Raw genomic sequence first — 13,874 nt, forward strand, 5'->3', positions numbered from 1 at the left:
AGAATAAGCGGGTTTTCTTTACTTAGATGAAATAATTCATATAAACTATTGGAAACGTAGACTCTTGTCTACGTTTTTTTGTTTGACTATGCTAAAATGGTATTCAGTTAACAAGCAATGGAAGGAGCTGCAATTATGGTAGCGGTGGTCCGTACACAAGATTTATTGAATAATTTTAACCTGACTTTAGTATCAGGAGAAGATGGAATACAACGTGAAATTATAACAAGTGATATTTCTAGACCAGGAATAGAGATGACTGGCTATTTTAGATATTACCCTAAAGAACGCTTGCAACTTATTGGTAAAACAGAAATGGCTTATTTTCTAGATTTAAGTTCGGCTCAAAGAAGAGATCGTGCTGAACGGTTATGTACTGATATCACTCCGGGGATAGTTGTTTCTAGAGGAATGGATATCCCTGAAGAATTGAAAGAAGCATCTGAGAAATCTGGTGTACCTATTCTTCAATCTCCTAGAAAAACTACTCGTGTTATTAGCCGATTAACCAACTATTTAGAATCAAAGTTTGCTCCATTTACTGCTATACATGGAGTTCTCGTAGATATCTATGGAGTTGGTGTGTTAATTATTGGTCAAAGTGGAGTAGGTAAAAGTGAAACAGCTTTAGAACTAGTTAAAAGAGGCCATCGATTAGTCGCAGATGACAATGTAGAGATTCGGCAAGAAGATTATGATAGCCTAATTGGAAATGCTCCTCCCTTAATTGAGCATTTATTAGAGATCAGAGGTCTTGGTATTATTAACGTAATGACCCTATTTGGAGCTGGATCTGTACGCAGTAAGAAGCGAATTTCTTTAGTTATTAATCTCGAGAATTGGGATGAGAAAAAACAATATGATCGTCTTGGTTTGGATGAAGATATGATGAAAATCATGGATGTGCATTTACCAAAAGCAACCATACCTGTTCGTCCTGGAAGAAACCTTGCAGTAATAATAGAAGTAGCTGCAATGAACTTCCGATTAAAACGAATGGGAGTGAATACAGCAGAAGAATTTTCAGAAAGATTGTCTACAATGATTGAAAAAGGAGAACTTGAATAAAGGAGGATTAAAATATGCTACATACTGCAGCACCAATCGATAGAGTATTCATTGAAATTGGCCCCATTTCGATATATTGGTATGGCATAATTATTGCATTTGGTGCGATATTAGCAATTTACCTTGCTTCAAAAGAGGCAGATCGTCTTGGGTTAACAAAAGACTTAATGTTAGATTTTGTCATGTTTGCCGTTCCAATTGCAATAATCTTTGCAAGAATTTACTATGTATTTTTTGAGTTTAATCAGTATGTTAATGGTCCTTGGTGGAAAGTATTTGCAATTTGGGAAGGCGGAATTGCTATCCATGGAGCAATAATTGGAGGAGTACTAACGGCGATTGTTTTTGCTAGAGTAAGAAAAGTTTCTTTTTGGCAAATAGCTGATATTGTTGCTCCAAGTCTAATATTAGGACAGGCGATTGGAAGATGGGGGAACTTTGTAAACCAAGAAGCTCATGGTGGACCGATTTCACAAGCTACATATGAAAGTTTTCATCAATATTTGCCTGATTTTATTATGAACCAAATGACTATTAATGGTGTAATGTATCATCCGACATTCTTATATGAATCGGTATGGAATATATTAATTTTTGTGGGATTATTGCTTTTACGAAAGTACAATCCTGTGCGAGGGGAAGTATTCTTAACCTATGCAATTACGTATTCAATTGGAAGATTCTTTATTGAAGGATTACGTACCGATAGTCTGTATATGTTCGATATAATTCGTACAGCACAATTTATTTCAATCTTAACTATCATTGTGTCTATTGTTTTTATTATTTATCGCCGTAAAACCGTTAGCGAGCGTTATTTAGATGCACCACCAAAAAACAAAAAGAAGAATAAAAAAACAAATAAGAAAAAGAAAAAATAAAGTCCAACACGACTAGTCAGGGGATGAATAACATGTCTGGTACGCTACAAAGAGGGTTTTGGGAAGGACTTAATACTACATGGAAATTAGGGAAGATTATTTTCCCGATAACATTAATTGTTACGATACTTCAATTTACTCCAGTTTTACCTTGGTTTATAAAGCTTATTTCTCCAATGATGGGATTATTAGGTTTGTCAGGAGAAGCTGCGGTGCCGTTAGTTTTAGGGAATGCATTAAATCTTTATGCAGGTATTGCTGCCATTATTTCGTTTGACTTTACAGTTAAAGAAGTATTTATTATAGCAATCATGTTATCCTTCTCTCATAATTTATTTGTTGAATCTGCGGTTGCGACAAGTGTGGGTGTAAAGTGGTGGATAATCGTTGGTGTACGTGTGGGTTTAGCATTGTTTTCTGCATTTATTATTAACCTGGTATGGAATGGTGGATCAGAAATGGCGCAATATGGATTTGTGTCAGGTTCTGAATCTGCTCCAAATGGGTGGGGAGAAATTATATTGCATGGTGCACAAACGGCAATAATTGCAATTGTGCAGTTAGCGTGCATTGTAATTCCCCTAATGATCGTGATGCAATTGATGCGTGACCGCGGCTGGTTAGATGCTATGTCGAATAAGATGGCTCCTTTTATGCGTTTGCTAGGTATAGATAAGAGTGCTTCCATGACCATGGTTGCAGGTTTAACCATTGGTCTAGCGTATGGAGCTGGATTAATGATTCAAGCTGTGAAAGAAGATAATGTATCTAAAAAGGATATGTCTCTCGCATTAATTTTTCTCGTGTCTTGTCATGCTGTCGTGGAAGATACACTGGTATTTATTCCACTGGGGATACCTGTATGGCCGTTACTCATTATTCGGTTGTTAACAGCAATTATTCTAACAATAACCATTGCTTATTTCTGGAATAAACGAGACAACAAGAAAAGAAAGGAAATGATTCATGAGCATTCGTACCATACTCTTTGATCTTGATGGAACGCTTATTGATACAAATGCATTAATAACTGCTTCCTTCGAGCATACATTTAGACAATATAATCTAAATTTTAGTAATGAAGAAATACTGAAGTTTAATGGCCCACCTCTTATAGATACGTTTAATAAAATTGATGTAACAAGAGCCGACGAGATGATTTCAACTTATCGTGAGCATAACATTCGTGAACATGATAAGTTTGTCACAGCATTTCCTCATGTATATGAAACTTTAGAAGAACTGAAGAGAAGAAATATATCTCTAGGGATAGTAAGTACAAAAATGCGTCATACGGTACAAATGGGGCTTGATTTAACAGGTATATCTAAGTTCTTCTCTACGGTCATAACATATGATGATGTAACTCATGCTAAGCCGCATCCAGAACCAGTACAGATGGCAATGCAAAAGCTAAATGCTAACCCTGAGCAAACGCTTATGGTAGGTGACAATCATCATGATATTGTATCGGGTCAAAGAGCGAATGTACAAACAGTAGCAGTAGAATGGTCATTAAAAGATACGAACTATCTAAAAAGTTTTCATCCAGATTATTTTATTAATGATATGAATGATATCTTATCAATAGTAGGTGATTCATGTGCGTAAAACAGAGCGTTATGCTGTAAAACGTGCGAATTCGTTATGGCAAATATATGATACTGTGCCGTTTTGGAAGGTCATAAGAAATTTTATAGTGATTCAAATAGCGCGGTATACTCCTTTCCTGGAAGTGAAAAACTGGTTATATAGAAATATATTAAATATGAAAATTGGAGAAACCACTTCCTTCGCTGTAATGGTAATGCCTGATATTATGTTTCCCGAGAAAATAAAAGTGGGTAATAATTGTGTGATCGGGTATAATACAACAATTCTAGCTCATGAGTATCTTATAAAAGAATATCGCCTCGGTGATGTTCACATTGGTGATGAAGTAATGATCGGTGCGAATTCTACCATTCTCCCTGGTGTAACTATTGGCGATGGAGCAATTATCTCTGCGGCAACATTAGTACATAAAGATGTACCAGCAGGAGCTTTTGTTGGAGGAAATCCTATGAAGATTATATATACGAAAGATGAGATAGAAAGAAATAATAATATTATTAACGAAGAATAGGTGGTATATAATGGAACTTCCTAAAGGAGTTTTACCAGCCGTTCGTCAGATGAAAGATTTCGATAAGGCGTTAGAAACAGACCATGAGTATATTGTTATACTAGAATCTAGACTCGTACAGTTAAAAAGCTTGATTGAATATAGTCATCGTAACGGAAAGAAAGTATTAGTACATTTTGATCTAATTCAGGGATTAAAAGCAGATGAATATGGAATGGAATTTTTAAATAGAGAAATGAAGCCAGATGGTGTTTTATCTACTCGGGGGAATGTTATTGCTTTAGCAAAAAAATATAAGTTACTCGCTATTCAGCGAATATTTCTTTTAGATAGTCTTGCATTAGATCAAAACATGAAATTAGTTCGTAAATTTCAACCCCATTGTATTGAATTACTTCCGGGGTTGATACCGAATATAATTCAACAAGTAGGGACACAGACAAAAATACCAATTATTGCAGGTGGCCTTATTCGAAAAAATGAAGAAGTGAATAACGCTATAGAAGCTGGAGCAATAGCGGTATCTACTTCAAATACAACATTATGGAAATAAAAGGAAAGGTCCAACTATCTTTTGATGCGGTTGGGCCTTTTGTCGAATAATGATGAACTGGAAAGAATTTCTTATAGGAAAAAGTGTTGACAACGCTTTCAGTATTTTGTACTATTTAGGTACAAGTTAATTTGTGGTGGAGACTAGGAGACCTGCATTTCAATCGTACTCAAATATTTAGGGTATGTTATTGAAGTGTGGGTTTTTTTATTACTACAAAGGGTACTTGATTAAAAGGGAGGTAGTATGTATGACTGAGTTCATGGCAGAGTTAGTAGGTACAATGATACTTATCATCTTCGGTGGCGGCGTTGTAGCAGGCGTTGTATTAAAAAAATCGAAAGCAGAAGGCACAGGATGGGTACTTATTACTCTTGGTTGGGGATTAGCAGTTGCCCTTGGTGTATATGCTGTAGGTAATTTTACAGGAGCACATATTAATCCAGCGGTAACTATTGGATTCGCGGCTGTAGGAGATTTTCCTTGGAGTAAAGTTCCTCTTTATATTCTTGCCCAAGTAATCGGTGCAATTATCGGTGCAATTATTGTTTTCCTGAATTACTTACCGCATTGGAAAGTAACAGAGAGCAAAGAAGATAAACTAGGTGTATTTGCAACTGGAGCAGCAATTCGTAGTCCATTTTCAAATTTAATAAGTGAAATGATTGGGACATTTGCATTACTTTTAGGATTAATGTTTATTGGATCGAATGATTTTACAGAAGGTCTAAATCCGTTAATTGTCGGTGCACTTATTGCAGCTATCGGTATGTCTTTAGGTGGTACAACTGGTTATGCAATTAACCCGGCACGTGACCTTGGACCACGTATTGCACATGCAATCTTACCAATTCCAGGAAAAGGTAGTTCTGATTGGGGTTATGCATGGATCCCAATAGTAGGACCAATTATTGGTGGAGTTTATGGTGCAATGTTTTATGACAGTGTTTTTCTAGCTAATTACACCTTCCCGTTTTGGGTAATGACTATTTTTGTATTAATATTATTTATAGGAGCAGCAGTGAGTGAGTTGAAAACGGGTTCAAATCCTGCTGAAAAATTGAATCAAAAATTAAGATAGGAGGAGTTTGTCATGTCAGAAAAATTTATTTTGTCCATTGACCAAGGAACAACAAGCTCTCGCGCAATACTTTTTAATCATAAGGGTGAAATCGTTGAATCTGCTCAAAAGGAATTTGAGCAATTCTTCCCAAAACCAGGTTGGGTGGAACACGATGCAAATGAGATATGGACGTCTGTATTAGCTTGTATTGCTGATGTATTAAGAAAAGCAGATATAGAAGCAAATCAAATTGAAGGAATTGGAATTACCAATCAACGTGAAACAACGGTAGTTTGGGATAAGAATACGGGTAGACCAATATATAAGGCCATTGTTTGGCAATCTCGTCAAACGGAAAGCATTTGTAAGGAATTAAAAGAACAAGGATATGAAGATACAATCCGTCATAAGACAGGATTGTTAATTGACCCTTATTTCTCTGGCACAAAAGTAAAATGGATTTTAGACAATGTAGATGGAGCTAGAGAAAAAGCAGAAGCTGGAGATTTATCATTTGGAACAATTGATAGTTGGTTAATATATCGATTATCTGGTGGTAAAACACACGTAACAGATTATTCCAACGCCTCTCGTACATTAATGTTTAATATTTATGATTTAAAATGGGATGATGAGTTATTAGAAATATTGGATGTGCCGAAAAGTATGCTTCCTGAAGTAAAACCATCTTCTGAAGTATATGCGCATACTGTTTCCTATCATTTCTTTGGTGAAGAAATACCTATTGCAGGTGTAGCTGGTGACCAGCAAGCTGCATTATTCGGTCAAGCTTGTTTCGATAAAGGTATGGCTAAAAATACGTATGGTACTGGCTGTTTCTTATTAATGAATACAGGAGAAGAACCGGTACGCTCTAAACATGGGCTACTTACTACGCTTGCTTGGGGAGTAGATGGTAAGGTTGAGTATGCACTGGAAGGTAGTATTTTTGTTGCTGGATCTGCAATCCAATGGCTTCGGGATGGATTAAGACTTATTGAATCAAGTCCACAAAGTGAAAAATTAGCATCGCAAGTTGAGACTACAGATGGTGTGTATTTGGTACCGGCGTTTGTTGGTCTTGGCACACCTTACTGGGATAGTGATGCTCGTGGAGCTGTATTTGGCTTAACTCGCGGGACAAAGAAGGAACATTTTGTTCGTGCAACATTAGAATCTTTGGCATATCAAACAAAAGATGTCATGGATGCAATGTTAGCGGATTCTGATATTGATTTGAAGACATTGCGCGTCGATGGCGGAGCAGTTAAAAATAATTTACTGATGCAGTTCCAGAGTGATATTCTAGGTGTAACTGTTGAAAGACCTGTCGTTCAAGAAACCACTGCACTTGGTTCGGCTTATTTAGCAGGATTAGCAGTAGGATTCTGGAAAGATAAAGATGAAATTGCAAAACAATGGTTAAATGAAAAGACATTTGAAAATAAAATGGATGAAGAAGAAAGTGCACATCTTTATAAAGGATGGCAAAAGGCCGTTGAAGCTACTCGTTCATTTAAATTTGAATCATAATAAAAAAGAGAACTGTCTCGATTAAGAGGCAGTTTTCTTGTACAAAGATTAAAGAAGTATATAAATATGGACTTGATATCGTTTGTAGATAGAATTGTCCAGTGTAGGCTACAGATACTAGGAGATTTCATGAAAGCGACCTACGATATAGAAGACTTGCTGAATACTCCAACTCACGAGTTTCTATTCCGTTGCTATAATTTTATTCCTAAATTATGAAAAAGGAGAGATAATACTTATGAAAAAAATCATTAATAATCCAAATGATGTTGTATCGGATATGGTCTCTGGGATGATACAAGCTTTTCCAGAAAAACTAGAACAAATAGATGGAACAATGGTAATTAAACGTAAGGAATTATCTTCAAATAAAGTTGGTCTTGTTAGTGGTGGAGGAAGTGGCCACGAACCTGCCCATGCTGGATATGTTGGTAAAGGAATGTTAGATGCAGCAGTTGCAGGAGAAGTATTTACTTCACCTACTCCTGATCAAATCTTGGAAGCAATAAAAGCCGTTGACACTGGGCATGGAGTTCTTTTAATCGTAAAAAACTATACAGGAGATGTTATGAACTTCGATATGGCGAGTGAATTGGCCGAGTCTGAGGGAATAAAGGTAGAACAAGTTATTGTTAATGACGATGTAGCTGTAGAAGATAGTGATTTTACTACCGGTCGTAGAGGAATAGCTGGTACAGTGTTTGTGCACAAAATTGCTGGAGCAATGGCTGAAACAGGAGCGACATTAAATGAAGTAAAGGAAGTTGCTGAAAAAACAATTACACATGTAAGATCGATGGGAATGGCACTTACTCCATGTACAGTACCTGCTGCAGGTAAACCAAGTTTTCAATTAGAAGATAATGAAATGGAAATTGGTATTGGAATTCATGGAGAAGCAGGTATTGAGAGAAAACCGATAACATCAGCTGAAAATATTGCCAATGAGCTTACCCAAAAAGTACTTGATGATCTTCAATTGCAATCAGGTGATGAGGTTGCAGTGATGATTAATGGGTTAGGTGCAACTCCAGAAATGGAGCTATTTATTCTACAGCAACATGTGAATCAATTGCTTAAGGACAATAATTTATCTGTTTTTCGTACGTATGTAGGTGAATTTATGACATCCCTAGAAATGACAGGGTGTTCGGTTACACTATTAAAAGTGGACAATCAATTAAAATCACTTTTAGAAGCAAAAAGTGAAGCTACAGCATTTCGCGTCTAAAGAAAGGAGAATATTCATTGAAATTACAGGTAAACGATATAAGAAATTGGATGAATTTATCAAACCAACTTATTCAAGAGAATAAGTCCTATCTCACAGAATTGGACCAAGCTATTGGTGACAGCGATCATGGAATAAATATGGCAAGAGGTTTTCAAGAAGTTATAACAAAGATTCAAGATCAATCCTACTCGACACCATCAGATATGTTAAAAGATGTTGCGATGACATTAATGTCTAAGGTGGGAGGGGCAGCTGGACCACTTTATGGTACTGCTTTCCTTAAATTATCGATGGCTTGGAAAAATAAAAGCGAAATTCAGGTAAATGATATTAAAGATGGATTACAAGCTGGCCTAGATGGGATTAAACAGCGAGGAAAAGCAACTTCAGGTGAGAAAACGATGATTGATGTTTGGGATCCTGTTGTACAGTTATTTAGTGAAAATGATATTACTGACCCTTCTTTAATTGAAGAAACAGCAAAGCAAGCAATGAATAATACCAAGGATTTAAAAGCTACAAAAGGGAGAGCATCCTATTTTAAAGAAAAATCAATCGGTAATATTGATCCTGGATCAGCCTCTTCTTATTATATATTCTCAGCACTATCAACTTCTTTACAAGGAGCGTAGATAACATGGGACAAGTTGGGATTGTGCTTATTTCGCACAGTGCAAAAATAGCAGAAGGTACAAAAGAGTTAGTACAGCAAGTAATGAAAGATGTTTCTATTGAGGTAGCAGGCGGGACCGATGAGGGAGAGATTGGAACAAGTATTGATAAAATCCTCAGAGCAATTAACAAGGCGAACAACGATGATGGAGTTCTCCTTTTATATGATATTGGTAGCGCAAAAATGAATGCAGAAATGGCAATAGAAATGACCGAAGTAGATAATGTGGAACTTATTGAGGCACCAATAGTCGAGGGTGCCTATGTGGCAGCAGTTGAAGCTGGGATGGGGAAAGAAAAACAGGCAATTATGGAAGCTGTAACTCAATCTTTTTCAAAAGAACGGAATTAATCTCTGTACATTGCCCGAGAGGTATGTTAAGCTTAGATTAAGTTAATAATGATGGACGGAGAATTTAGGAGAAAACCGCAATTTACTGGTAGTGTATACACCAGTGATTTTGCGGTTTTTTCTTTTTCTCTACATGATTATATTAAAAACGGGTAAAGTGATTATAAGAATAACTATTAAACGGGGAGTGTTATAAGAATGAATCAATTTTCAAGCTATAAAAGAAAAGATACATTAGATGCTTTACAAAAGGAAAAGTTAGACTTACTAGTGATTGGCGGAGGTATTACTGGAGCAGGTATTTCCTTAGACGCTACAACACGTGGGTTAAATACAGGCTTAATTGAAATGCAAGACTTTGCAGCTGGTACGTCAAGTCGATCTACTAAGTTGGTTCACGGTGGACTGCGTTATTTACAACAATTTGAAGTGAAGATGGTTGCTGAAGTTGGTAAAGAAAGAGCGATCGTCTATGAAAATGGTCCACATGTAACGACACCTGAATGGATGCTACTTCCATTCCACAAAGGAAGTACACTAGGACCATTGACTTCAAATATTGGATTAAGAGTATATGACTTTTTAGCAGGTGTTAAAAAAGACGAACGTAGAGTAATGTTCAAACCAAAAGAAGTAATTGAACGTGAACCATTAATAAAACAAGATGAATTACGCGGCGGCGGATACTATGTTGAATATAAAACAGATGACGCCCGTTTAACGATTGAAGTTATGAAGAAAGCTGTAGAAGAAGGTATACATGCTATAAACTACACCAAAGCCGTTAACTTTATCTATGAAGACAGTAAAGTGGTTGGTGTTATTGCAGAAGATTTAATTACAGGTGAACAACACAAAATTTATGCGAAAAAAATAATAAATGCTGGTGGACCATGGGTTGATGATGTACGTGAATTAGATGGTTCTAAAAAAGGTAAGACGCTTCACTTAACAAAAGGTGTCCATCTTGTTTTCGATCATACAACATTTCCTTTACAACAAGCAGTATACTTTGATTCACCTGATGGGCGTATGATTTTCGCCATTCCACGCGACGGAAAAACGTATGTTGGTACAACTGATACAACCTATGAAGGTGATATTGCTCATCCAGTTGTGACTGAGGATGATCGTGAGTATTTATTAAAAGCTATTGCTTATATGTTCCCTTCTCTACAGTTAAAACCAGAAGATGTAGAATCAAGTTGGGCAGGATTACGTCCATTAATTGCTCAAGAGGGTGCGACAAGTCCAAGTGAAATTTCACGTAAAGATGAGATATTCCAATCTGATTCTGGATTATTATCAATGGCAGGTGGAAAATTAACTGGATATCGAAAAATGGCTCAACACGCAGTGGATTTAGTAACTAAACAGTTAAAAGAAGAAGAAAATATTCTTTATACCGATAGTCAAACAAAGCACTTACCAATATCTGGTGGAGATGTTGGAGGATCTAAAGGATTTGAAGCTTACAAAAAAGATAAACTAAAAGAAGCTGTTCAATTAGGTCTTTCAGAAGAAGAAGCGCTTCAATTGATCCAACGTTATGGTTCAAATATAGAAATTGTATTAGATATCTATAAAAACCAAAAAGAAGAAGCAAACAAGTATAATATTGACCATACCGTATTTACTGAATTGGTATATGCAATAGAGTACGAACTTGCATACAAACCTGTAGACTTCTTTATACGTCGAACTGGTGCATTATTCTTCCAGCGCCCTTGGGTAGAAGCACATATGGATAAAGTAATTCCATATATGAAAGAGAAATTACAATATACAGATGAGCAGTATAATGAATATACAACGCAACTAAAAGAATTGTTATACGAAACAACTCATCCTGCTAAATAATGCTTCTTAAAGTAAATGGTATAACTGCACATTAATTACTGATGCAGTTGAAGACTTCTGTTTAAGTTTCTACCTATTAAATAGAGTAAAGAAAGCATCTCCAAAGTCGTGAAGCTGTAACGGCGATTAGGAGGTGCTTTTTATCATATAATAGAGGTAACGGGTTGGAATATAACAAAAATTAGCATTCAAAAGATGGATAATAGCTAGAATAAGCCTAAGAAATATACGGAGATTAGGTCTAGGCGAGACCCCGGAACGCAGAGCATCCGGAGGCTCACCAGTTGCCTAAGGATAATCGGAGTATATTGCTGAAGCGGGTATTCAAAAGCCAATCATTGGGATTATCTTTTGTGGGAATGCTTTTATCTCAATCTCTTTACTTGAGAGTTTAATGATTTAGCTTCTAAAATTCGAACAAATTTTGCAATGTGAGTAGACACTATGGTGATATCATATATAGTGTGATATACTTTGGACGAATGTTTAGAAAATAGGGGGATACACATGCAATCTAAAGGTAAAAAAGCTGAATATAATAAGGTGATCCCTTTTATCCCTGAAGGAGATTTTTATTATACAAAAGGTGTTGAAGCGTTTAAAAAACGTAAATTCGACATCGCTATTAAATGGATGAAGAAAGCCATGGAACAAAAACCTAAAGAACCTTTATATAAATGCCAATTATCTATTATATATACCGAAGTAGGATCTTATCATAAAGCGAATCAATTATTAACCGAAGTCTTGCAATCTAGTGATTATATAGATTGCTATTATTTGATTGCAAATAATTACGCCCATCTTGGTCTGTTGTATGATGCAAGAAAATATGCTCAGTTCTATTTAGATAAAGAACCAGACGGAGATTTTAGTGAGGATGCGAATAGATTACTTGAATTAATTCAAATCGATGAAGATATTGATGACTTGGATTTAGAGGATGAAGATGAATTACTCATTTATCAAGAAACCGCATTTTATCATATGGAAAATAGTGAATGGACAAAAGCTATTCCCATTATTGAAGAAATGATTGATTTGTTCCCAGATCATATTTTAGCAAAACATGATTACGCACAAGCGATTTTTTATACAGGAAAGCAAAATGAAGCTATTAAGATTGAGAAGGATATTTTGGAAGAAGATCCAAATTCTTTGTACAGCCATATGAATTTAGCTTTATTTTATTATGAACAAAAGAACCCTGCATATGAAAAGCATATTCAGGCATTACTAAATATATATCCAATACATGTGCAGCAAAAACTGCGTGTTGCAGTAACATTGGCACGAACGGGGAATTCAGAAGAAGCGTATAATAGATTTAAACAACTTGCAAAAGAACCAGTGAAAACTCATCTATCATATTATAAATGGTATAGCATTTGTGCATATAATTGTGGAGATCCAGGAAAAGCCCTGGATATTTGGGAAGAAGGCTGCAAAAAACATCCACGATTATCTGATGAAGAAGGTCCTTGGAATAATAAATAAGTAATGAGCAAAAAGATAGACGTAAAACAATCGATTAATTAAACTAGATGTTGGAATTAAATAGAATACGGGGGCGATTTATATGTCCGAACAAAAAATGTATGATGTTATTATTGCTGGAGCAGGTCCAGCAGGAATGACAGCAGCAGTATATGCATCACGTGCAAATCTAGAGACATTAATGTTAGAAAGAGGAATACCTGGTGGTCAAATGGCTAATACAGAAGACGTAGAGAACTACCCAGGTTTTGATAATATATTAGGTCCGGATTTATCTAATAAAATGTTTGAACATGCCAAAAAATTTGGTGCTGAATATGCATATGGTGATATCAAAGAAGTAGAAGATCACGGTGATTATAAGTTAATAAAAGCAGGGAATAAAGAGTATCATACTCGTGCTTTAATTATTGCAACTGGAGCTCAATATAAAAAGCTAGGTATCGAAGGTGAAGAATCACTTAGCGGTAGAGGTGTATCATATTGTGCAGTATGTGATGGTGCATTCTTTAAGAATCGTAATCTTGTAGTAATTGGTGGAGGCGATTCAGCAGTTGAAGAAGGTATTTATCTTACACGGTTTGCCAATAAAGTGACTATAGTGCATCGCAGAGATAACCTTCGTGCGCAAAAAATAATACAAGATCGTGCCTTTGATAATGAAAAAATTGATTTTATTTGGGATACTGTTGCAGAAACCATTAATGGCACTGATGGAAAAGTAAGTAGTGTCACATTAAAAAACACAAAAACAAATGAAGTAAATGATTTTGATGCAGATGGTGTTTTCATTTATATCGGAATGGTTCCATTAAATGAAGCATTTCTTTCATTAGGAATTACCAATGATGAGGGATATATTGCAACGAATGAAAATATGGAAACATCAATTCCTGGAATTTTTGCTGCTGGGGATATTCGAGACAAAGAACTTCGACAAATTGTTACAGCAACTGGAGATGGAAGCATTGCTGCAGAGGCTGCAATAAAATATGTCGAAGATTTAGAAGAAAAGTTAAAAAGTAAGCAATCTTAA

General features: G+C 35.9%; 14 protein-coding genes. All 14 read left to right on the forward strand.

Annotation, left to right across the window (positions count from 1 at the left end):
- Positions 1-135: 135 nt before the first annotated feature.
- Complete coding sequence (hprK, locus tag AQ616_RS09180) at positions 136-1,068, forward strand: HPr(Ser) kinase/phosphatase (protein WP_017797671.1); 933 nt, start codon at positions 136-138, stop codon at positions 1,066-1,068.
- A gap of 14 nt (positions 1,069-1,082) precedes the next feature.
- Positions 1,083-1,949, forward strand: a complete 867-nt coding sequence (gene lgt / locus AQ616_RS09185) for a prolipoprotein diacylglyceryl transferase (protein WP_069685605.1) — start codon at positions 1,083-1,085, stop codon at positions 1,947-1,949.
- A gap of 32 nt (positions 1,950-1,981) precedes the next feature.
- Positions 1,982-2,941: a nucleoside recognition domain-containing protein gene (locus tag AQ616_RS09190; protein ID WP_017797669.1), complete on the forward strand. Its 960-nt coding sequence runs from the start codon at positions 1,982-1,984 to the stop codon at positions 2,939-2,941.
- Complete coding sequence (ppaX, locus tag AQ616_RS09195; protein WP_017797668.1) at positions 2,916-3,560, forward strand: pyrophosphatase PpaX; 645 nt, start codon at positions 2,916-2,918, stop codon at positions 3,558-3,560. Before AQ616_RS09190 ends, ppaX begins: the two co-directional genes overlap by 26 nt.
- The gene (locus tag AQ616_RS09200; protein WP_017797667.1) at positions 3,553-4,074 is read left to right on the forward strand and encodes an acyltransferase; all 522 of its coding nucleotides are present in this window, start codon (positions 3,553-3,555) and stop codon (positions 4,072-4,074) included. The genes ppaX and AQ616_RS09200 overlap by 8 nt, the downstream gene beginning before the upstream one ends.
- 10 nt (positions 4,075-4,084) lie before the next feature.
- A complete protein-coding gene (locus AQ616_RS09205; RefSeq protein ID WP_017797666.1) occupies positions 4,085-4,627 on the forward strand; it encodes a glycerol-3-phosphate responsive antiterminator in 543 nt (180 codons plus the stop codon).
- 250 nt (positions 4,628-4,877) lie between these two features.
- Positions 4,878-5,708 carry an MIP/aquaporin family protein gene (locus AQ616_RS09210; RefSeq protein WP_017797665.1) on the forward strand — a complete coding sequence of 277 codons (831 nt, stop codon included), beginning with the start codon at positions 4,878-4,880 and terminating at the stop codon, positions 5,706-5,708.
- A 12-nt stretch (positions 5,709-5,720) separates the two neighbouring features.
- A complete protein-coding gene (gene glpK / locus AQ616_RS09215; RefSeq protein WP_017797664.1) occupies positions 5,721-7,223 on the forward strand; it encodes a glycerol kinase GlpK in 1,503 nt (500 codons plus the stop codon).
- A gap of 238 nt (positions 7,224-7,461) precedes the next feature.
- Positions 7,462-8,454 carry a dihydroxyacetone kinase subunit DhaK gene (dhaK, locus tag AQ616_RS09220; protein WP_069685606.1) on the forward strand — a complete coding sequence of 331 codons (993 nt, stop codon included), beginning with the start codon at positions 7,462-7,464 and terminating at the stop codon, positions 8,452-8,454.
- 17 nt (positions 8,455-8,471) lie between these two features.
- Positions 8,472-9,089 (forward strand): dihydroxyacetone kinase subunit DhaL, encoded by a 618-nt coding sequence (gene dhaL / locus AQ616_RS09225; RefSeq protein WP_069685607.1) that lies wholly within the window; start codon positions 8,472-8,474, stop codon positions 9,087-9,089.
- A 5-nt stretch (positions 9,090-9,094) separates the two neighbouring features.
- Positions 9,095-9,481: a dihydroxyacetone kinase phosphoryl donor subunit DhaM gene (dhaM, locus tag AQ616_RS09230; protein WP_069685608.1), complete on the forward strand. Its 387-nt coding sequence runs from the start codon at positions 9,095-9,097 to the stop codon at positions 9,479-9,481.
- Between the two features lie 198 nt (positions 9,482-9,679).
- Positions 9,680-11,341: a glycerol-3-phosphate dehydrogenase/oxidase gene (locus tag AQ616_RS09235; protein ID WP_069685609.1), complete on the forward strand. Its 1,662-nt coding sequence runs from the start codon at positions 9,680-9,682 to the stop codon at positions 11,339-11,341.
- Positions 11,342-11,848: 507 nt separating this feature from the next.
- The gene (locus AQ616_RS09240) at positions 11,849-12,838 is read left to right on the forward strand and encodes a tetratricopeptide repeat protein (RefSeq protein WP_069685610.1); all 990 of its coding nucleotides are present in this window, start codon (positions 11,849-11,851) and stop codon (positions 12,836-12,838) included.
- Between the two features lie 82 nt (positions 12,839-12,920).
- A complete protein-coding gene (gene trxB, locus AQ616_RS09245) occupies positions 12,921-13,874 on the forward strand; it encodes a thioredoxin-disulfide reductase (protein ID WP_017797657.1) in 954 nt (317 codons plus the stop codon).

Origin of the sequence: Oceanobacillus sp. E9, assembly GCF_001741975.1 — a bacterium.
Classification (GTDB): domain Bacteria; phylum Bacillota; class Bacilli; order Bacillales; family Amphibacillaceae; genus Oceanobacillus; species Oceanobacillus kimchii.